The following is a 20,250-nucleotide window of genomic DNA, read 5'->3' as shown; positions in this document are numbered from 1 at the left end:
CAATCCTAAAGCAGGCCCTTATCGACCACCGCCAAAAGGACCAGCTTGACCAGATCAAGGACGCCGCATAACCTCGCATCAAGCTGCGCCACTCAGGCAAGTTTCAACATCAAGCGGGACATTCCCCAGTGTGTGGCGAGACTGTGTTTCCACAACTATGTGCGAACACTGTGGTCAAACACAGTGTTTTGGTTTACTGTGTTGAACACAGTGTTTTGCGTTACGATAGTGCTAGCGCAGCATCGCACATTATATCGCACACCTCGTTTTCGCGCTAAATATCCATTTAATTTCAAGAACTTAAAAATAACGCAAGTCTTGAAAATCCTCGTGTCGGTGGTTCGATTCCGCCCCCGGGCACCACTAGAACTGTTGAAAGATGCCCTGCCGCATACAGAGCGTTGATGTGTGCGATGTGTGCACTTTCGGGAATCTCTGAGATATCATTCCGTCGCTGCGAAACTTGGCCGTCTGCCCTCGCGCTCTTTCGAGCACGGCACTTGGATTTGCATTACTGATAGCGCTCTGCCTAGTGCCAGCTGCCCCTGCAAACGTCCTGTCCGAGGGTTTCGATGTCTGTCAAGGCCGAGAAAGTGGCCATGCGAAGAGGGATGTCCAGAGATGATTTGCGATCCGGTGGAAGCGTCAGCCTGCGAAAGGCTGTACCCAGGGTCCGATCAAACGCCATGGCGCATGATCAACGCACGTCTGGAGACGCTTGCAAGAGCGCGCGAAAATGCGCGCGATACAGGCTGCTGCGCAATTGGTCCGAGGGTGAATCCACGATGTTTATGCTTTGCAGTTCATCGGCCGAAAACACGCCGATCCGCTTTATGGCACTGACGGGGTCGTCGAGCAGATCCTCGAACCGCAAAACAACGGAATGGCTGCCATGCCTTTCCATGAATCTGGCCGAAGCATCGTTATAGGCCTCGATATACGCCATCATCGCCTTCGGATCATAAGCATATTCGGTGCTTTGCATGTGGTTTTTCGAGAAGATCTTCGCCCCAAGATCGACCGGATCACGCTGAACGAAGACGAAAACAGCATTGGGCAATCTGTCCGCCAGGAATGGGAGTCGCGGCAAGCTATGGGGGTTGGTTGGCGTGACCACCCGCTTGCCATGTTCGACAAGTTCGTCGTGCGTGATGTGGAAAACCTGCTCGATTGAAAGGGCACCGCTGTCGTCGGGCGGGTTCTTGATGAACTCATAGAGCGGCGGCTGCACCGTCGGGATTCCGGAAAGCATGCTTTCCAATAGCGTTTTACCTGACCTCGATGCACCGAGAATGAAGAGAGTTATGAACTGGCTGCTCCACCGCTGGTCCTGAACGGGATAGGCGCCTTCGGCGTTTTGGTCATCACTCGGTCTCGTCCATTTCTTGACCACTGCCGATCCAAGGGTAGCGAGCCGGTTGCAGGCTAAACGTCGCATTTGTTGCTTCTTCGACCGGCGAGATTGGACACTGCGGTCACGCTTTGGTCGCGGTAAGTAGCATACGGTTCAATCCCGCAGGACGGCATGGCATGCAAGAGGCGTTCCAACGCGGCACGGCACCGGGGTCGGACCGGGGCTGGTTCTTGACATGGGCGCTTCCGTCGGCAGGGTGGCGCGGTATCCGTCCAAAACCGAGCCGGGAGTTCTCTCGTTGTCGTCCAATCCGAAACTCGACCGGTATGACCGCGCCATTCTGCGTCAGTTGCAGCGGCAGGGGCGGATGACCAAGGTGGCCCTTGCCGAGGCCGTCAATCTTTCCCCCACGCCCGCCCATGACCGGATGAAGAAGCTGGAGAAAGCGGGGCTGATCACCGGGTATCGGGCCGAGGTCGACCTGCGTCGGATCGCGCCCATGACCGAAGTTCTGGTGGAGATCACGTTGTCCAACCACCGGGCCGAGGATTTCCGCCGTTTCGAAAAAGAAATGGAGTCCCGGCCCGAGGTCTGCACCTGCTGGGCGCTGGGCGGTGGTGTCGATTACATGCTGCGGCTGGTGGTCGAGGACGTGGACGCCTATCAGCGGCTCATGGATGCGTTGCTGGAGGGCGATGTCGGGATCGACCGCTACTTCGGCTACATCGTGACCAAACCGGTGATCGACCGTCCGGCACGCATCCCGGATTGATCCGAGAAATCCTCTGATAACCGGGCTTTGCCGCGACGGATCGTCGGTTCGGGGCAGGCAACTCGGGCACATCCTCTGCCCTTGATCGTCTAGCCTGTCTTCATTCCAACAGATTGGCCGAAGGAGTGCGTCATGCCAGACGATTTTCGTGTTGCCTCACCGCAATTGACCGATGCGAGGCTGCTGCGGTCCTTTTCCTATATCGGCGGCAAGTGGGAGGCCGCCAGCGATGGTGCGACGCAACCTGTGACCGATCCGGCCAGCGGTCAGGTTGTTGGCCATGTCGCTGCCCTGTCGGGGGCAGAGGCCGTTGCTGCGGTGGATGCCGCCGAGGCGGCCTTTGCCGGGTGGTCCATGACCCTGCCGCAGGACCGCGCCGCCATTCTGCGCCGCTGGTTCGACTTGATGATGGAACACAAGGAGGACCTGGCCCGGATCATGGTGGCCGAGCAGGGCAAGCCACTCTCGGAAGCGCGGGGCGAAATCGACTATGCGGCTTCCTTCGTCGAGTATTATGCCGAAGAGACCAAGCGCCCCAATGTCGAAGGCGTAACCAGCCATCTGCCCGATGCCGAGGTCGAACTCTGGTTGGAGCCGGTGGGCGTGGCGGCGCTGATCACGCCGTGGAACTTCCCGTCGGCCATGCTGACCCGCAAGGCCGCCGCGGCACTGGCGGCGGGCTGCACCGTGGTCGCGCATCCCAGCGTCGAAACCCCCTTTTCCGCCCTTGCCCTGGCCGAGCTGGCCGAGCGCGCAGGCCTTCCGGCGGGTGTGTTCAACGTGGTCACCGGCGATGCACCGACGATCGTGGAGCCCTGGACACAGGACAGCCGCGTGCGGGCCCTGTCCTTTACTGGGTCCACAGAGGTGGGGCGGCTGCTCTATCGTCAATCCGCCGACACGGTAAAGAAACTGGTGCTGGAACTGGGCGGCCATGCCCCGGTTATCGTCTTCAAGGGCTGCGACCTTGATGAGGCGGTGGCCGAAACCATCAAGGCGAAATTCGCCACCTCGGGGCAGGACTGCCTGGGCGCGAACCGGATCTATGTGGAGCGGCCGGTCTATGATGCCTTCTGCGAGAAATTCACCAAGGCGACCAAGGCGCTGAGCGTGGGGCAGGGCATGGACGATCCCGATATCGGCCCGCTGATGAACGAAAAGGCGGTGCAGAAGCAGGAAGAGCAGGTTGCCGATGCGCTGGAAATGGGCGCCACTCTGGCCTGCGGCGGCGCGCGGCTGGACCTTGGCCCGCTGTTCTATGCGCCGACGGTGTTGACCGATGTTCCCGATGGCGCTGCAATCATGTCCGAGGAAACCTTCGGCCCCGTCGCGGCAATCACGCCTTTCGACACCGAGGAAGAGGTCGTGACCCGCGCCAATGCCACCGAATACGGGCTGGTCGCCTATCTGCACAGCCTCGATCCGCGCCGCATCTACCGCGTCAGCCGGGCCCTGCAATTCGGCATGGTTGCGGTCAACCGCACCAAGGTCACCGGCGCCCCGATCCCCTTTGGCGGCACCAAGCAATCCGGGCTTGGCCGCGAAGGGGCGCGGCGCGGCATGGAAGAATTCATGGAATTGAAATACGTCTGCCGCGACTGGGCATGACGATGGAAGAAGCGGGCAAGGAATTTCCTGAATTTCCTTCGCCCCGAAGAAGGGAAAGACAAAATGCTGAAGAATGACATGCTTGAACAATGGGATCGGGAAAATTTCTTCCATCCCTCGACCCACCTTGCCGGCTTTGCCCGGGGCGAGGTTCCGCAGCGCGTGGTCACGGGCGGGCAGGGCTGCCATATCGAAGATCGCGAGGGCAACCGTTTGCTGGATGCCTTTGCCGGGCTCTACTGCGTGAACGTGGGCTATGGCCGTCAGGACATCGCCGAGGCGATTTCCGAACAGGCGAAGGAACTGGCCTATTACCACTCCTATGTGGGCCACGGCACCGAGGCCTCGATCACACTGTCCAAGATGATCCTGGATCGCGCGCCTGAAGGCATGTCCAAGGTCTATTTCGGCCTTGGCGGGTCCGACGCGAACGAGACCAATGTGAAACTGATCTGGTATTACAACAACATCCTTGGCCGCCCGGAAAAGAAGAAGATCATCAGCCGGTGGCGCGGCTATCACGGCTCGGGTCTTGTGACGGGCTCGCTGACCGGGCTGGAACTCTTCCACAAGAAATTCGACCTGCCGCTGGCGCAGGTGATCCATACGGATGCGCCCTACTACTACCGCCGGCCCAACCTCGACATGAGCGAAGAGGCCTTCACCGCCTATTGCGCCTCCGAGTTGGAAGCGCTGATCGAGCGCGAGGGCCCCGATACCATCGCCGCCTTCATCGGTGAGCCTGTCCTGGGCACCGGTGGCATCGTCCCGCCGCCCGCCGGCTATTGGGAGGCGATCCAGGCCGTGCTGAAAAAGCACGATATCCTGCTCATCGCCGACGAGGTCGTGACCGGGTTCGGTCGGCTTGGCTCGATGTTCGGGTCCACCCATTACGGGATCGAGCCGGATATCATCACCATCGCCAAGGGCCTGACCAGCGCCTATGCACCGCTTTCGGGCTCCATCGTTGGCGACAAGGTCTGGAAGGTCCTGGAACAGGGCACGGATGAAAACGGCCCCATCGGCCACGGCTGGACCTATTCGGCGCACCCGATCGGGGCAGCGGCCGGGGTGGCCAACCTCAAGCTGATCGACGAGCTGAACCTGGTGCAGAACGCGGGCGAAACCGGCGCCTACCTGAACAAGGTCATGGCCGAGGCCGTGGGCGGGCATGCAAATGTCGGTGAAGTGCGCGGCGAGGGGATGCTCTGCGCCGTGGAACTGGTCAAGGACCGCGACAGCCGCACCTTTTTCGACGCGGCCGACAAGGTCGGCCCGTCCATCGCGGCCGCGCTGCTGGACCAGGGCATCATCGCCCGCGCCATGCCGCAGGGTGATATCATCGGCTTTGCGCCGCCCTTCTGCCTGACCCGCGACGAGGCGGACGAGATCGCCTGCAAGACCGCCAAGGCTATTGCCAAGGTGCTTGGCTGAAGCCGAAGGGGGCGGCCGCGCGCCGCCCCCTGTTAGCCCTAACGGTTGACCTGTGTCCGGGCTTGTGCCCAGTATGGCCCATCCGCGCCGAACCGCCGGGGACGAACCGCAGGGACCATCCGACATGACCGATTTCTTCGAGGGCATCGACCCGATCCGCTACGAGGGGCCTGGCTCCGAAAACGATTTAGCCTTCCGCCACTACAACCCCGACGAGGTGGTGATGGGCAAGCCGATGAAGGACCATTTGCGCTTCGCGGTGGCCTATTGGCATTCCTTTGCATGGGAGGGCGGCGACCCCTTCGGCGGGCAGACCTTCCTCCGGCCCTGGCACCCGCAGGACAGCATGGAAACCGCCCGGATAAAGGCCGATGCCGCCTTCGAGATGTTCCGCATCCTCGGTGTGCCATTCTTCTGCTGGCACGATGCCGATATCCGCCCCGAGGGCGAGAATTTCGCTGAAAGCAAGGCGCGGCTGGACGAGATGATCGACTATTTCGGCGTCAAGATGGAGGACACCGGCGTCGGGCTTCTTTGGGGGACGGCCAACATGTTCAGCCACCGCCGCTGGATGTCGGGCGCGGCCACCAACCCCGACCCGGATGTCTTTGCCTATGCAGGCGCGACCGTAAAGGCCTGCCTCGATGCCACGCACCGTCTCGGGGGCCAGAACTACGTGCTCTGGGGCGGGCGCGAGGGCTATGAAACCTTGCTCAACACCGACCTGAAACGCGAACGCCAGCAGGCGGGCCGCTTCCTGCAAATGGTTGTCGACTACAAGGAACGGATCGGTTTCCAGGGCACGATCCTGATCGAACCGAAACCGCAGGAGCCATCCAAGCACCAGTACGATTACGACGTGGCCACCGTCTATGGGTTCCTCAGGGACTTCGACCTGACTGACCATGTGAAGCTGAACATCGAACAGGGTCACGCGATCCTGGCCGGGCACAGTTTCGAGCATGAGCTGGCGCTGGCGGCGTCCCTCGGCGTGCTGGGGTCGATCGACATGAACCGCAACGATTACCAATCGGGCTGGGACACCGACCAGTTCCCCAACAACACCCCCGAGGTGGCGCTGGCCTATTACGAGATCCTCAAGGCGGGCGGCTTCACCACCGGCGGCACCAATTTCGATGCCAAGCTGCGGCGGCAATCACTGGACCCCGAAGACCTGATCGCGGCGCATGTGGGGGGTATGGATGTCTGCGCGGCGGGCCTGAAGGCCGCGGCGGCGATGCTTGAGGACGGCAAGCTGGAAGCCCTGCGCGCAGAGCGCTACGCGGGCTGGGACTCCGAGGATGCTCAGGCGCTGCTGCACCATGCCACGCTTGAGCAATGCGAGGAGTGCGTGATCGAACGCGACATTCGCCCCGAACCGCGCTCGGGCAAGCAGGAACGCCTTGAAAACCTCGTGAACCGCTACCTGTAGCGGGCGCGCAGCCCCTCCAGGACCGCCGCCATCCAGGCGCGGCGGGTTTCTGGGGCGGCGAATTTCGCCACAAGCGCACGGGACGCCGCCGCGATTTCCTTGCAGCGGGCCGGGTTCGATCGCGCCCAGTCCAGCCGCTCCTCGATGTCGTCACCGCCGGGCACGAGGGGGATGTAGTGTTCCCAAGGGCGGAAGGCATCGGTGTAGAACAGCTCCCATTCGTCTTCTTCCTTCAGCACCACCGCATTCGAAGCCGCGGCGGACAGGAAGTTCGACCCGGTATCGTTGCCCGACAGCGACAGCACGTAGCGGCCCTGCTGCACCCAGGTCTCGGGCATGCGCGGGGAAAGGAATTTCGACAGCATCCGGTCCTTGCCGGCCTCTTCATGTTTGGGCGGCAGGACGAACCCCATCCCGAAGCCCGGTTGCCCGTGCAGGCGCGACACGACGCGGTAGCGCGTGACCGCCGAAAGGGCCTGGCCGATCTGCCGGCGCGCGCCGGCATCCGGGCCCGCAGCCAGCGCCCGCAGATAGTGATGCGCCATGCGTCGCTGGGGCAGGCCAGGCGCAAGATGCGGCAAGGGCTTGCCGGTCAGGTTGCCATACCAAAGGCACAGATCGGGCTTGTCCTCGAAGGGCACCTCGTCAGCCGGAAACGCCCCGGGTGCCCCCTCGGGCAACAGGTCGTGATAGCCGGGCAGGGGCCAGAGCACCAGGTTGGCCGCGCCGGGGCGGCGGTTATAGACCAGCGTGGACTGTTCCGGGGCGGGCCGGTCGCCGGTGCCCATCTCGCGGGCGTCCTGCATGTCGAGCGCCAGCGGCGGCCGCAGCCCAAAGCCCAGAAGCTGGTTCAGCACCGCCTGAACCCGGTCGCGGGCCTGGTCTGAATGCTCGGCTAGGAATTGCCCGGTGGGCGCACGGCGCAGGGGCAGCGGCTTGCCCTGCCGGGTTGTTACCGTGCCATCCGGTCGCCAGAACGCGGCAGCATTGCTGAGTGCGGCATTGTCGCCCCCCTCGGCCATCTGGCCCAGGCAATGGCGTGCGATCCGGTCGACGAAATCCATATCCGGGGGGGCGGGCCGGGGTCGGGGCTGCCGGGCGCGTTCATGCAGGTCGTCAGCCATGGCGTCGATCTGGGCGACACTGTCGGCGCTGCTCTCGATGCCGCGCGCCGCGGGCAGATCGGACAGCGTCACCCAAGGCGCGGCCCAGCCGATCAGCTTCTCATCGGCATCTTGCGTGACGTCGAAATGCAGGAACCGGGGGTCGTCCGCGAAATGCCGCAACACGCGCAGCTTGTGCGCCGCGCGGTCCTTCAGCCATAGCTCGGGCAGGTCGGAGAGTTCGCAGCCACGTGCCCGCGCCTCGCAGGCGGCGAAGCGCCCGTCGCGATGGAAATACCGGCTGGCGATCCAGTCCGCCGGGTCGCGGTCGTTGTAGATGAACAGCGCATCGGGAAACTGCGCGCGCAGAAAGGCGAACTGGCGAAAGGCCTCGATCCGGGGCAGGTGGGGCCTGTTCCAGCGTTGCAGACCCGACACCCCCTGCAGGCGCGGCCAGCGGTCCAGCGGGCGGCTGTCGTCCAGCGCATGCCAGGCGATATTTGCCGCCAGCTCGCCCGTGCGGTCATGGCGCCAGCGCAGGCCGGCGGCCTGGAACACGTCCCGAAACCATTCGCCGCCGCTGCGGTTGAACCCGACAAGGAAAATCTTGGAAAACTGCCCCGCGCCCATGCCACGCCACCTTATGCCCTGGCCGGAGCCTAGCGCCCGCCCGCGTAAATGTCAGGGCGGGAATCGGGCGTTTTTGAGAGCATTGAATTCAACCCCCGGCCTCGCCTGGCTGCCGCGCGACGAAAGCCGGTCAACACCTGCGATCCACCACCGCCAGCGAAGCGAATGGGCGGTCCCAGGGCCGATACGGACATGTCTCGGGCCGGGTGGGGCTGTGCGGATGGTCGGAACATGCGCGTTCCGGATTCGATGCGCCGAAGAATCGCGCAGTCATTCGCATCCTTGGTGGCTTTCCTGATGTGCGAAGTTGGTCAAAAGTAGCTGAATATAATAGATATTTTGACCATTTGACGTTTCGTATTTCAGATTGTATACAAGATGAGACACAAAATGAAACACGCAATAGGCTGTCAACATGGGTATCAGAAATTCGATCTTGCTAGGAACACTTGGGCGATATTCGGACCGCTTCCACACATATCAACCCAACAGATCTCTGGAAGAACGCCTCCAAATCTCTGAGGGCATCGCCGGTGCCCACGGTGTGGAGCCGGTCTACCCGCAAGATCTTGGCCATTCGGGAGAGCATGTCGGGCTCGTCGCGGACTGCAAGCTGCCGGTATCGGCCGTGAACGTGAACATCAAGGGTGAGGACATGTTCTGCCGCGGGGCGCTGACCAGCCCTGATGAAGCCGTCCGGGCAAAGGCCCTCGACTATATCCGGACCGGGATGGACATGGCCGCCGAACTCGGGTCCGAAATGATCAGTGTCTGCCCGCTGATCGACGGGTGGGATCACCCCTTCGAGGTCAACTACCTGGAACAATGGGACTGGATCGTCGAGGCGATGAGCGCAGCGGCCAGCCATCGCGACGACATTCGTATCAGCATCGAATACAAGCCCTTCGAGGTCCGTAACCGGATCACGCTTGGCACGATGCCGCGAACCTTGCTGCTGTGCGAGGAGGTGGGGGCGCCCAATCTCGGCGTGACGATGGATACCGGCCATGCCCTGATTGCAAACGAGTCGCCGGCCGCCGAGCTTTGCCTTGCGCATCACAAGAACCGGCTGTTCTACGTCCATTTCAACGACAATGATCGCCAATGGGATTGGGACACGCTGCCCGGCGCGGTGAACGTCTGGGAAACCCTGGAGACGCTCTATTACATGCGCCGCCTGGATTGGTCGGGGTGGGCTGCCTATGACGTGTTCACCCGCAAGGGCGATCCCGCCGAGGCCTTGACGGCCACCTTCGAGATTATGGACCTCTTCGAAGCCCTGATCGACAAGGTCGGCATGGACGATCTCGGCGCGATGATCGCCAAGGGTGAACCCGGCCCCGCCTTCCTGACGCTGATGCGGGCGATCGCGCGATGAAGGTCGGGATCGGCAGCTACGCGTTCCGCTGGTCGATCGGGATCGGCGACTACCGCCCGGAAGCCCCGATGGGGCCGGTGGAGCTGCTGCATACCGCCGCCGGTATCGGGGCGGAGGTGCTGCAATTCGCGGACAACCTGCCTTTGGATACCGTCAGCGATGCTGTCATATCCGATCTCAGACAGGCATCGCTCGAAACCGGTGTGGAGGTCCAGCTTGGCACGAATTCCCTGGACGCCGCCCACCTGGAGCGTCAGCGCGCCCTGGCGGACGTTCTGAAGGCTCCGGTGATCCGGATCGCCCCCGGCGCGGCCGACATGGCCGATGACGCAACGCTGGTTCAGCGTCTGCGTGACGAGGGGGATGCCTTTGCCAAGGTCGGGTGCCTGATCACGCTGGAAAACCACTTTCGGCTGGCGCCCTCGGACCTTGCCGACCTCGTGACGCGTGTCGCGCATGATAATGTCCGCGTCTGTCTCGACGTTGCCAACTCCGTGGCGAACCGGGAGTGGCCCGAGACGACAATCCGGACCCTCGTGCCTCATGCGGGCAATCTGCATATCAAGGATTACGACATCGCCCTCGATCCCTACGGGGTCGGGATGCACATCGTCGGCGTTCCGCTGGGCGAGGGCCTTATGGATATCGACCTTGTCCTGGCCGAGCTGGCAGCCTGCGGGCGCGAAGTCGACGCCATTGTTGAGCATTGGCTGCCGAAAGACCGGTTCTCGACCCATGAGGAGGCGCGGTGTCTTGAGCTTGAGTGGTCCTCCCGTAGCATCGCGGCATTCTCCGCGACGGTTGCTGCCGCGAGAGACGAAGGCTCATTTGGCAAAACCGAGGTTCCCGCATGAATAAACTCGAAACGATCTCTCTCGAAGGTGGCGGCGACGGGCCCCAGTCGATGCGTGTCTATGAGGCGCTTCGCCGGGCAATACTGCGATCCGACCTGCAGCCCGGTGCTGCGCTTCAGGAAACGGAGCTTGCCAGCCACCTGCAGGTCAGTCGCACCCCGATCCGAGAGGCGATCCGCCGGCTGAACGCCGATGGGCTTGTCGAGGTGATCCCCTACAAGGGGGCGTTCGTAAAGGCGCTTTCCCGCACAGAGGTGCGCGAAATCTACGAAACCGCCGAAGGCCTTGAAGGCATGGCCGCGTGGCTTGCTGCGCGCAAAGTCGCCGCCGAGGGGGGCGTGGAGCGCCTGCAGAAGGCGGCCCAGGCGATGCGCGAGGCATTCGACCGCGGTGACGTTGTCGCCCGAACCGAGGCCGATACGGAATTCCATGCCGCCCTGCACGAACTGGCCGACAACGCCTATCTCGCCCAGGCCCTGGCGCGCCTGCGCGAACAAGTGCACCGCGTCCGTCACCTGACGGCCCGCGCGTTCGGAGGAAATGCCGCGTCGCTGGAGGAACACGAAGCGGCCTGCCGCGCGATCGCCGATGGCGACGCCGAACTGGCCCGCACGATCACACAGAAGCACTGGGAAAGGGTGAGAACGGAGACCCTCTCGCTGCTGCCCTGACGCCCAGTCTGGCAAATGACGATCTGACAACCAACGGAGGAGAAAACCCATGACGAAGATGCTCAACCTTGCCGTGATCGCGGCGATCGGCGCCGCGCCCGCGGCCGCCTTGGCCCAGGAGACCACGATTTCGGTCTGGGACGAATTCGGTGCGGAACCGCAGCGCGGCGCGATGGAAAACATTGTCGCACATTGCGAAGCGCAAATCCCCGGCCTGACCGTCGATCGGACGACCATGCAGATGGAACAGATGCAGACGATTCTGACCACGGCCATCCAGTCGGGAGAAGGGCCCGATGTCTTCTACAGCTCGCCCGGCTGGTCCACGGTGGGGCCGTTGATCCAGGCGGGCGCGGTCGCCGATCTTACCGAAGCCTACGACACGCGCGGCTGGCGCGACCGTGTGCAGCCCTGGGCGGTGGACTACGTGACCTACAACGGCAGCGCCTGGGCCGTGCCTTACGAGGCCGAGATCCAGGGCATTTTCTACCATGCCGATATCCTGGAAGAACACGGTATCGACATGCCGGAAACCTACGACGATCTGATCGCCGCCGCAGAGGCGCTGCAGGACGCCGGCTACGAGGATCCGATCGTGACGGCGGCCCGTCCGGCCTTTGTGCTGGGGTGGCTGGAAAGCAGCATGCTCGGCGCCACGATCCCGGTCGATACCCTCGAAGAGATCGTGCTGAACCATGGAAGCTGGGACAACCCCGCCTACCACGATGCAATCGCGCGTATCGCCGATCTTTATGAACGCGATCTGGTCCCCTCGGGCGTGCTGGCCTACAGCTATGACGACATGATGGCCGAGTTCTACACCAAGTCCTCGCCCATGGTGCTGACCGGCAGCTGGATCGTCGCCAATATCGACGGAAATTTCCCCGACCTGAATGTCGACTACATGGAAATCCCGCCGGTCGAAGGTGTCGAACAGCGGGCGCCCAAGGCGGCGGGCGGCGGCTTCATGATGTCGGCCAACAGTGACAAGACCGAGGCCTCGCTGCAGTTCCTTGACTGTCTGGCAACGCCCGAAGCCGCCCAGATCTGGCTGGCCGAAGGGCTGAGTCGCGCCCCGGTCGAGGGTGTCGATGCCGAGGCTGCCAACCTCTCGCCGCTGAACCAACGGGTTACCGAGGTGGTTAACCAGCCGCTCAGCGCCTTCAACCTCTACGGTGTCCTCCCGGCCGAGGTGAACGACGCGACCTGGAACGGCATCCAGGCGATGTGGGCCGGCATGATGACCCCCGAGGAACTGGTTGCCGTCAAGCAGGATGCCTGGCAGGCGGCCATCGATGCCGGCGAAGTCATCGGCCAATAAGCCAGCGATCGGTCCCGCCCCGAAAGGAACGGGGCCGATCCCCACTTGAAAGCGTGTCATCATGAACGACCAGGCCATCCAGGACAGAAGCGACGACGGTATCGTCGAAACGCAAGCCGGCCCCCGCTCTCGCGCGGACCGCATTCTTCCCTACGTGTTCGCGGGGCCGGCCTTCGCGATCTACGCCGTCCTCGTAATCCTGCCGCTGGGTCATACTTTCCTGCTTGGGTTCTACGATTGGAGCGGTGCCGGCCCGATGACCTTTGCCGGGCTGGATAACTACATCAAGATCTTCACGGACCCCATCACCCGCACTGCGATCGCCAACAACCTGATCTGGGCGGTCCTGGCGACCATCGTGCCGGTCTCTATGGCGCTGCTGCTGGCGGTCCTGTTGGCCACGCATCTGCCGCCCGGTGTCCGGCTGTTCTTCAGCACGGTCTATTACCTGCCCGCGGTTCTGGCCCTTGCGGTTTCGGCGATCATCTGGGGATGGGTTTACAATCCCGCATGGGGCGCGCTGAATACCTTCCTCGGCTCAATCGGGCTGTCCGGCCTTGAACAGCCCTGGCTCGGTGATCCTTCAATCGCGCTCTATTCGGTCTTCCTGGTCAGTTCATGGGCCTATTTCGGGTTCTGCCTGATCATCCTTCTGGCCGCGATCCAGAATGTCGATCCGTCGCTCTACGACGCAGCCAAGCTCGACGGGGCCAACGCTTGGACACAATTCTGGCACGTCACGATTCCCGGAATCCGCAACGAGCTGAATTTTGTCGTGCTCTATACCGCGATCGAAGCGTTCCGCGTCTTTGACCTGATCTTCATCATGACCGGGGGTGGACCATTCTATCAGACCGAGGTCATCGCCACGGCCGTTTATCGCGAAGCCTTCATCGAGCACGAGGTCGGCTATGCCAGCGCCATCGCCAGCCTGATGACGCTGATCATCGCAACCCTTGCGACCGTTGCGCTTCGCTGGCGCGAACGCACCGCACCGGAGAACCAGTAACATGCCGGCTACGATCAATTCCTTTCTCAAGTGGACCGTCCTGATCCTGTTCGCGGTCTTTGCCGTTGGCCCGGTTCTTTGGATGTTTGTCTCGGCTTTCAAAACCACGCCCGAGATCCTCACGACACCGTTCCGCCTGCCATCGGAATGGCGGTGGGGGAATATCGGCCGGGCATGGGGCGAAGCGGGTTTCAGCCGCTACACCATGAACACCATCATCATGACGGTTCCGGCAGTAGTCATCGGTGTCGCCCTTTCGACGCTTGGTGGATACGCATTCGCGCGGTTCAACTTTCGCGGCGGTGGGGTGGCCTTCTTCCTGCTGCTATACGGGCTGACCGTTCCGTTCCAGGCGCTGATGATCCCGCTTTTCTACAATTTCTCGCGCTTCGGTCTCATCAACGAGTATCCGGGCCTGATCGCGGCGCTGATCGCCGTGCACCTGCCCTTTGGCATCTTCCTGATGCGGTCGTTCTTTGTGAATGCCCAGGCCGAGATTGCCGATGCCGCGCGGATCGACGGGTGTTCCGAATATGGCGTCTTCTGGCACGCGATGCTGCCCTTGGCACGCCCGGGCGTTCTGGCGCTCACCACGATCCTGTTCACCGACCAGTGGAAAGCGTTCCTGCTGCCGCTGATCCTGATCCAGGACGACGCGCGGCGGCCGCTCACGCTGGGGCTCCTGTTCCTGCGCGATGCGCAGAGCCAGCAACAATACGAACTCCTGGCCGCCGGGGTGATCATCGCCTCGCTGCCGACCATTCTTCTTTTCCTCGCAACCAACCGGTATTTCCAGCGCGGGCTGGTCGCCGGCAGCAGCAAGTAGGGACACATGGCCGAAGTAATCATCTCCGACATCCGCAAACGCTATGACTCGGTCGAGGTCATCCATGGTGTCTCCGTCGACATCGAGGACGGCGAATTCGTGGTCCTCGTCGGCCCCTCAGGGTGCGGAAAGTCAACGCTCTTGAGGATGATCGCCGGACTCGAGGGCACGTCCGGAGGAACCATCAGCATCGGCGGGCGGGTCATGAACAAGGTTCCGCCGAAGAACCGCGACATCGCGATGGTCTTTCAGAGCTATGCGCTCTACCCGCAGAAAACCGTGGCCCAGAACATGGGTTTCGCGATGAAGATAGATGGCCGTCCCAAGGCAGAGATCGATGCCGCCGTGCGCAGCGCGGCCGCGATCCTGGGGCTGGAACCCTATCTCGACCGCTATCCGCGGCAGCTTTCAGGTGGGCAACGCCAACGCGTCGCTATGGGCCGTGCCATCGTCCGCGATCCAAAGGCGTTTCTGTTCGACGAGCCGCTTTCCAATCTCGACGCGAAGCTGCGCGTCCAGATGCGGGCCGAGATCAAGGCCCTGCACCAGCGCCTTGGCACCACGATGATTTACGTCACCCATGACCAGATCGAAGCCATGACGCTGGCCGATCGTATCGTCGTGCTCAACGGTGGACGGATCGAACAGGTCGGCTCGCCGCTTGAGCTATATGACAATCCGAAAAACCGGTTCGTGGCCAGTTTCCTTGGGTCGCCGTCGATCAACCTCATCCCGGCGCGGATCGCCGCCGATACAGGCAGCGCCGTCTTTGAGGACGGCACATCTTTGGCTTTGGCCGCTAAGGCCGACAATGCGGGCGAGATTGAGTTCGGCATCCGCCCCGAGCACCTGCATGTAAAGCCGGGTCACCACGAGACCGGGCTTCATGCCGAGGTGCTAACGGTTGAACCGACAGGAGCCGAAACCCTGATATTCGCGACCTTCGGTGCGACCTCTCTGACGATCAGCCTGCGTGAGCGATTGGAAGTAAGCCCCGGCGACCCGATCACGCTGACCCCGGAGATGAACAAGGCCTTGCTGTTTGACCGTGCCAGCGGCGAGCGCCTGCAAACCAATGCAACCGCCGCAGTCTGAAGAAGAGACAGAGATGAAAAGAAACCAAGACAAGTGTATCGGCTCCCACATCGGCGCTGCGATCGGCGACGCCATGGGCGGCCCGGTAGAAAGCAGCCATTACAAGCGCATCAAGCGGGATTGCGGCGAGATCACGGGACTTGTGCCCTACGACGAGACATACATGCTTCGCGAACGGCTTGAGCGCGAGGGTGGGCCATTCTTCCCCGGCTACGCATTGCACGGAGAGCAGGGCAGCATTACCGACGACACCTTCTGCCGTAAGGATATGGCCAATTTCGTGATTGAGCATCCCGGCGACCGGACACCGGAGATGCTGGCCAATTGGCTTCTGGAAAACGCCGAACTCGACACTCAGTGGCCCCAGATCATGCTGCCCGTGCTTGAGCGGATCCGCAATGGCGAGGTCGAGGCGGCAACCGCGGGCGAAACCGCCAAACAGGGCGGCGGCATCGGCTGGTGGTTCCCCTTTGGCATCGTCCATGCGGGCAACCCGGAGGCCGCGGCGGAAGAGGCCCGGCGACTCTCGGCCATCTGGAAAGCGCCGCTGGAACGCGACTTCGTCGCCGCCGTAGTGGCAGGGATCGCCGAGGCGTTGAAGGACGACGCCACATGGCAGAGTGTGCGCGACGCAATGCTGACCCAGTGCGGTCCGCTGGCGCGAAAACTGCTGGAACGTGCAATCCGCATCGCAGGTGCAGCGACCGATACCTGGGACTTGGCCGAACGGCTCTATTCCGAGGTGCTGATCAGCGAGACCGCCCACATCTGGGAGATCACTCCCGACGATCCGCCAACCGCCCACGATGCGCCCCTGCCGCCGGTTCACCCGCCGCTTGACGATAGCGACGTGTCCTACACGACATATTTCTTCGCCGAGCAGATTCCGCTGGCTATGGCAGCCTTTGTCTATGCGAAGGGCGAGGTTTCGGCCATTCCGGTCTGTGTCAATCTGGGTCGCGACTGCGATACCACTGGCACGTTGGTCGGGGCACTTGTGGGCGCGCTACACGGCGAGTCCGCCTTGCCGACGGAATGGGTGGAGGCTGTCTGTGAGGCCAACAAGGCGGAAATCGACCTGCGGGATCAGGCGGAACGCCTCGCAACGGCCGGCTGACCCAAGAAAGCCATGACCGACCAGGGCACTGTTCGGATTCCTCTCACGCGGATTGGAAGGGCTCTGCGACGATAGGCAAGGTCATGGCGGCCCGAGGCCCAAATCCGTCATCCAAGCCGTTCTCCAGCTTGATGGCGGGCAATCCATGGCCAACAGGACGCCGCACCGCCTGCGCGGGCTTTGACCCATTGCCAAACCTTCAAAACCCCTACATATCAGGCCGCATGACCGACCTGACCCATATCCGCAATTTCTCGATCGTGGCGCATATCGACCACGGGAAATCGACCCTGGCCGACCGGCTGATCCAGGCCACCAACACGGTGCCCGACCGGGACATGAAGGAACAGCTGCTCGACGCCATGGATATCGAGCGCGAGCGGGGCATCACCATCAAGGCCAACACGGTGCGCATCGAGTATGACGCGCTGGACGGGCAGCATTACGTGCTCAACCTGATCGACACGCCCGGCCACGTGGATTTCGCCTACGAGGTCAGCCGGTCGATGCGCGCGGTCGAAGGCTCGTTGCTGGTGGTGGACTCCACCCAGGGGGTCGAGGCGCAGACGCTGGCCAATGTCTACCAGGCGATCGACGCGGATCACGAGCTTATCCCGGTTTTCAACAAGATCGACCTGCCCGCCAGCGATATCGACCGGGTCGCCGAGCAGGTGGAGGACGTGATCGGCATCGACGCCTCGGGCGCCATCCCGGTTTCGGCCAAGACGGGCGAGGGGATCCGCGACGTGCTGGAATCCATCATCGCCAACCTGCCGCCCCCCGAGGGCAACCGCGACGCGCCGCTCAAGGCGATGCTCGTGGACAGCTGGTACGATGCCTATCTGGGCGTGATCGTGTTGGTGCGGATCAAGGACGGAGTGCTGAAGAAGGGCGACCGGGTGCGCTTCATGCAGAACGGCACGGTGCATCAGGTGGACCGGATCGGGGTGTTCAAACCCTCGATGCAGACGGTCGATGATCTTGGCCCCGGCGAGATCGGGTTCCTGACCGCCTCGATCAAGCAGGTGCGTGACACCCGCGTCGGCGACACGATCACCCACGAGAAAAAGCCCTGCGACGGGCCGCTGCCGGGCTTCAAACCCTCGCAGCCGGTCGTGTTTTGCGGGCTGTTCCCGGTGGACAGCGCCGAGTTCGAGGACCTGCGCGACGCCATCGACAAGCTGGCCCTGAACGACGCCTCCTTCTCCTACGAGATGGAGACCTCGGCGGCGCTGGGCTTCGGCTTTCGCTGCGGGTTCCTCGGGCTGTTGCACCTCGAAGTCATCCGCGACCGGATCGAGCGGGAATACGATATCGAGTTGATCACCACGGCCCCGTCGGTGATCTACCACGTCTTCATGAAGGACGGGACCAAGATCGACCTGCACAACCCTGCCGACATGCCCGACCTGACCCATGTGGACCACGTGGAAGAGCCGCGCATCAAGGCGACGATCCTGGTGCCCGACGAGTTCCTCGGCGACGTGCTGAAACTCTGCCAGGACCGGCGCGGCATCCAGGAGGACCTGACCTATGCCGGCAGCCGCGCGATGGTGGTCTATGACCTGCCGCTCAACGAGGTGGTGTTCGATTTCTACGACCGGCTGAAATCGGTGACCAAGGGCTATGCCAGCTTCGACTACCAGCTGACGGGCTACCGGCAGGACAACCTCGTCAAGATGCAGATTTTGGTGAACGAGGAACCCGTGGACGCGCTGTCCATGATGGTCCACCGCGACCGGGCCGAAATGCGCGGCCGGGCCATGTGCGAGAAACTGAAAGACCTCATCCCCCGCCACATGTTCAAGATCCCGATCCAGGCGGCCATCGGCGGCAAAGTGATCGCGCGAGAGACGCTGGCGGCGCTGCGCAAGGACGTGACGGCGAAATGCTACGGCGGCGACGCCACCCGGAAACGCAAGCTGCTGGACAAGCAGAAGGCGGGCAAGAAGAAGATGCGCCAGTTCGGGAAGGTGGATATTCCGCAGGAGGCCTTCATCAGCGCGTTGAAGATGGACAGCTAGAGCAATTGCTGGATGGAGGACTTGTCCGAGGTTTCTACAGCTTCTAGAAACCGCGTAAGATCATCAGATATCTCAAAGACCTTTGGATCGAGTGAAACCCTTCCTGCCTTGTATGACTGACCAACGTAGTTTTCTAGTACTGTGAGGACAGCGTTGTTTCGACTCGATTCTAGTTGTTTGATGAACGACGAAAAGCCAATCACGGAAAATTGGCTCTTACCTTTGGCCCGTCTCTTCTTGGCGCTTTGTAACGCGAGTTTTCTTAGAGATCGCAAAATAGCAATTTTATCGTTTGTGTGCTTGGGCTCGAAGCGGTCAACTAGGACCACGAAGTTCTCAACTGATGCAGTGCGTTCTATTTGACCTCGTAGAAACTGCCTGATGTGATCTGGGCTATTGTAGTTGTCACAGAGTTCAGCGACCAATTCTTGCTTTTGTGTCTTGGAAGAGGCTGATTGTATCTTTGACATCAATTCAGTAATATCAGGATTGTCGGACTCGATCCAATCGATTTGTGTATCGGCGAGGATTGTGGTCTTATCAATCAGTGTGGAGTCATCTCGAACAGAACCTCTAAGGTCACTTCCCCTGAAGTTGAAGCCTCTCAGATCCTCACCGCGAAGGTCTAGCTCTCTAAGGTCAAGGTTCTGAAAATCAAGTTTAGGATCGAGTCCACTTATCTTTACTAGATTAGAAAAGCTCCAATTAACCGCTTTCTGGATTCTTAGTAGGGAGATTTTCTCCTCCTCAGAGAGAATCTCTTCAATATTATTCAGCATCGTATTCGTCGTCTAATAGCGTGGCTGATGAGACTGTCACCCAGGCGCTGTCTTGCCCAGAGTTCCTCATAATAGCTTTCCCAATAATTGCTTTCATAAACTTTTCTTTGTGTTTGGCTGACCTATACCGTCTCTGAAAAGGATTCCCTTCGGGTTGAACCTCAAAGTCCGACTTCTTTACGATCACACTACATTCAATCTCAGTCCTATTCGCGCCTGAGCTCTTCGTTACTGCCAGAAGCCGCTCATTTGATATGTAGTTTCCGCATAGAACTGAGTCGCTGACGCTGGATACGTCTTCGATACTCCAACGATTTCCTGACTTGTATCTTACCGGAGTTTCCGTCCAGCTTTCGTTACTGATTTCTTCAGTCTCATGGGTTGTTGAGATTTCTGTATTGCCTGACGCTTGGACCTTCGCCTTAGGAGTGCTCGTCGAAACCCCAAGCTTTGTTCCTGCAGCGACAGCACCTTGAGCAGTTCGGAGCTTCCGGTGCGATCGGGATTTCTCAACCAAGGCTTTTGGTGGATTGTTGTGGTGGCTTCCAAGAACAGCTTGGGCCCCGAAGAGATGGGCTTGAAGAACGGCCTTGTGGATACCGACTGAGATGCAGAACCCTTCGTCAAGCTCAATTTCCTCGTCGGAAAAATTCAACTGGCAGAAGACATTTATCTCATCCTGCTCAATATCGTGAGCGATAGTCAGCAATTCACACAAGCTATCAAAGGGGTTTTTCGTATCCGATTTCACGTTAGTCTCCAGCTATCCCAAACATGCCAACTTTCATGCGGGGCACAACTTGAAGGGTATTGCTCATTTGTTTCTGAGTCTATCGGCTGTTT

17 protein-coding genes are annotated in these 20,250 nt (G+C 61.3%); 13 read left to right on the top strand and 4 right to left on the bottom strand.

Features of this window, described 5'->3' with window-relative positions:
* Positions 1–697: 697 nt before the first annotated feature.
* Positions 698–1,438: a sulfotransferase family protein gene (locus tag DFK10_RS14765; protein ID WP_109389801.1), complete on the bottom strand. Its 741-nt coding sequence runs from the start codon at positions 1,436–1,438 to the stop codon at positions 698–700.
* Positions 1,439–1,652: 214 nt separating this feature from the next.
* Here DFK10_RS14765 and DFK10_RS14760 point away from each other — a divergent pair, with 214 nt between their 5' ends.
* The 4 genes from DFK10_RS14760 (at position 1,653) to xylA (ending at position 6,600) form a co-directional block, all read left to right on the top strand.
* Positions 1,653–2,126, top strand: a complete 474-nt coding sequence (locus DFK10_RS14760; protein WP_235866860.1) for an Lrp/AsnC family transcriptional regulator — start codon at positions 1,653–1,655, stop codon at positions 2,124–2,126.
* A gap of 132 nt (positions 2,127–2,258) precedes the next feature.
* Positions 2,259–3,734 (top strand): NAD-dependent succinate-semialdehyde dehydrogenase, encoded by a 1,476-nt coding sequence (locus DFK10_RS14755; protein WP_109389799.1) that lies wholly within the window; start codon positions 2,259–2,261, stop codon positions 3,732–3,734.
* 63 nt (positions 3,735–3,797) lie between these two features.
* On the top strand, positions 3,798–5,168 hold the full coding sequence (locus DFK10_RS14750) for an aspartate aminotransferase family protein (RefSeq protein WP_109389798.1): 1,371 nt from the start codon (positions 3,798–3,800) through the stop codon (positions 5,166–5,168).
* A 124-nt stretch (positions 5,169–5,292) separates the two neighbouring features.
* Entirely contained in the window at positions 5,293–6,600 is a 1,308-nt protein-coding gene (gene xylA / locus DFK10_RS14745; RefSeq protein WP_109389797.1) for a xylose isomerase, read from the top strand.
* Here the strand turns inward: xylA and DFK10_RS14740 are convergent.
* Positions 6,591–8,333, bottom strand: a complete 1,743-nt coding sequence (locus DFK10_RS14740; protein ID WP_109389796.1) for a glycosyl transferase family 90 — start codon at positions 8,331–8,333, stop codon at positions 6,591–6,593. The genes xylA and DFK10_RS14740 overlap by 10 nt on opposite strands.
* A 415-nt stretch (positions 8,334–8,748) precedes the next feature.
* Between DFK10_RS14740 and DFK10_RS14735 the strand changes: the two genes are divergently transcribed.
* The 9 genes from DFK10_RS14735 (at position 8,749) to lepA (ending at position 18,628) form a co-directional block, all read left to right on the top strand.
* Positions 8,749–9,711 carry a sugar phosphate isomerase/epimerase family protein gene (locus DFK10_RS14735; RefSeq protein ID WP_109389795.1) on the top strand — a complete coding sequence of 321 codons (963 nt, stop codon included), beginning with the start codon at positions 8,749–8,751 and terminating at the stop codon, positions 9,709–9,711.
* Complete coding sequence (locus DFK10_RS14730; protein WP_109389794.1) at positions 9,708–10,565, top strand: sugar phosphate isomerase/epimerase family protein; 858 nt, start codon at positions 9,708–9,710, stop codon at positions 10,563–10,565. The genes DFK10_RS14735 and DFK10_RS14730 overlap by 4 nt, the downstream gene beginning before the upstream one ends.
* On the top strand, positions 10,562–11,236 hold the full coding sequence (locus DFK10_RS14725) for a GntR family transcriptional regulator (RefSeq protein WP_109389793.1): 675 nt from the start codon (positions 10,562–10,564) through the stop codon (positions 11,234–11,236). The genes DFK10_RS14730 and DFK10_RS14725 overlap by 4 nt, the downstream gene beginning before the upstream one ends.
* 49 nt (positions 11,237–11,285) lie before the next feature.
* Positions 11,286–12,557, top strand: a complete 1,272-nt coding sequence (locus tag DFK10_RS14720; RefSeq protein ID WP_109389792.1) for an ABC transporter substrate-binding protein — start codon at positions 11,286–11,288, stop codon at positions 12,555–12,557.
* A 61-nt stretch (positions 12,558–12,618) separates the two neighbouring features.
* Positions 12,619–13,566: a carbohydrate ABC transporter permease gene (locus tag DFK10_RS14715; protein ID WP_109389791.1), complete on the top strand. Its 948-nt coding sequence runs from the start codon at positions 12,619–12,621 to the stop codon at positions 13,564–13,566.
* A gap of 1 nt (position 13,567) precedes the next feature.
* Positions 13,568–14,392, top strand: coding sequence for a carbohydrate ABC transporter permease (locus DFK10_RS14710; RefSeq protein ID WP_109389790.1), 825 nt, complete (start codon positions 13,568–13,570; stop codon positions 14,390–14,392).
* Positions 14,393–14,398: 6 nt separating this feature from the next.
* Entirely contained in the window at positions 14,399–15,487 is a 1,089-nt protein-coding gene (locus tag DFK10_RS14705; RefSeq protein ID WP_109389789.1) for an ABC transporter ATP-binding protein, read from the top strand.
* Between the two features lie 13 nt (positions 15,488–15,500).
* Entirely contained in the window at positions 15,501–16,604 is a 1,104-nt protein-coding gene (locus tag DFK10_RS14700) for an ADP-ribosylglycohydrolase family protein (RefSeq protein WP_217810171.1), read from the top strand.
* Positions 16,605–16,828: 224 nt separating this feature from the next.
* On the top strand, positions 16,829–18,628 hold the full coding sequence (lepA, locus tag DFK10_RS14695) for a translation elongation factor 4 (protein WP_109389787.1): 1,800 nt from the start codon (positions 16,829–16,831) through the stop codon (positions 18,626–18,628).
* Here lepA and DFK10_RS14690 read toward each other — a convergent pair.
* The gene (locus DFK10_RS14690; RefSeq protein ID WP_109389786.1) at positions 18,625–19,407 is read right to left on the bottom strand and encodes a pentapeptide repeat-containing protein; all 783 of its coding nucleotides are present in this window, start codon (positions 19,405–19,407) and stop codon (positions 18,625–18,627) included. The two genes, lepA and DFK10_RS14690, sit on opposite strands and share 4 nt — an antisense overlap.
* A complete protein-coding gene (locus tag DFK10_RS16335; RefSeq protein WP_146193279.1) occupies positions 19,397–20,158 on the bottom strand; it encodes a hypothetical protein in 762 nt (253 codons plus the stop codon). Before DFK10_RS16335 ends, DFK10_RS14690 begins: the two co-directional genes overlap by 11 nt.
* Positions 20,159–20,250 lie beyond the last annotated feature (92 nt).

The organism is Salibaculum griseiflavum, assembly GCF_003129565.1.
GTDB lineage: Bacteria > Pseudomonadota > Alphaproteobacteria > Rhodobacterales > Rhodobacteraceae > Salibaculum > Salibaculum griseiflavum.
The sequence above is the reverse complement of the archived record's forward strand: the minus strand, read 5'-3'. Positions and strand labels throughout refer to the sequence as shown.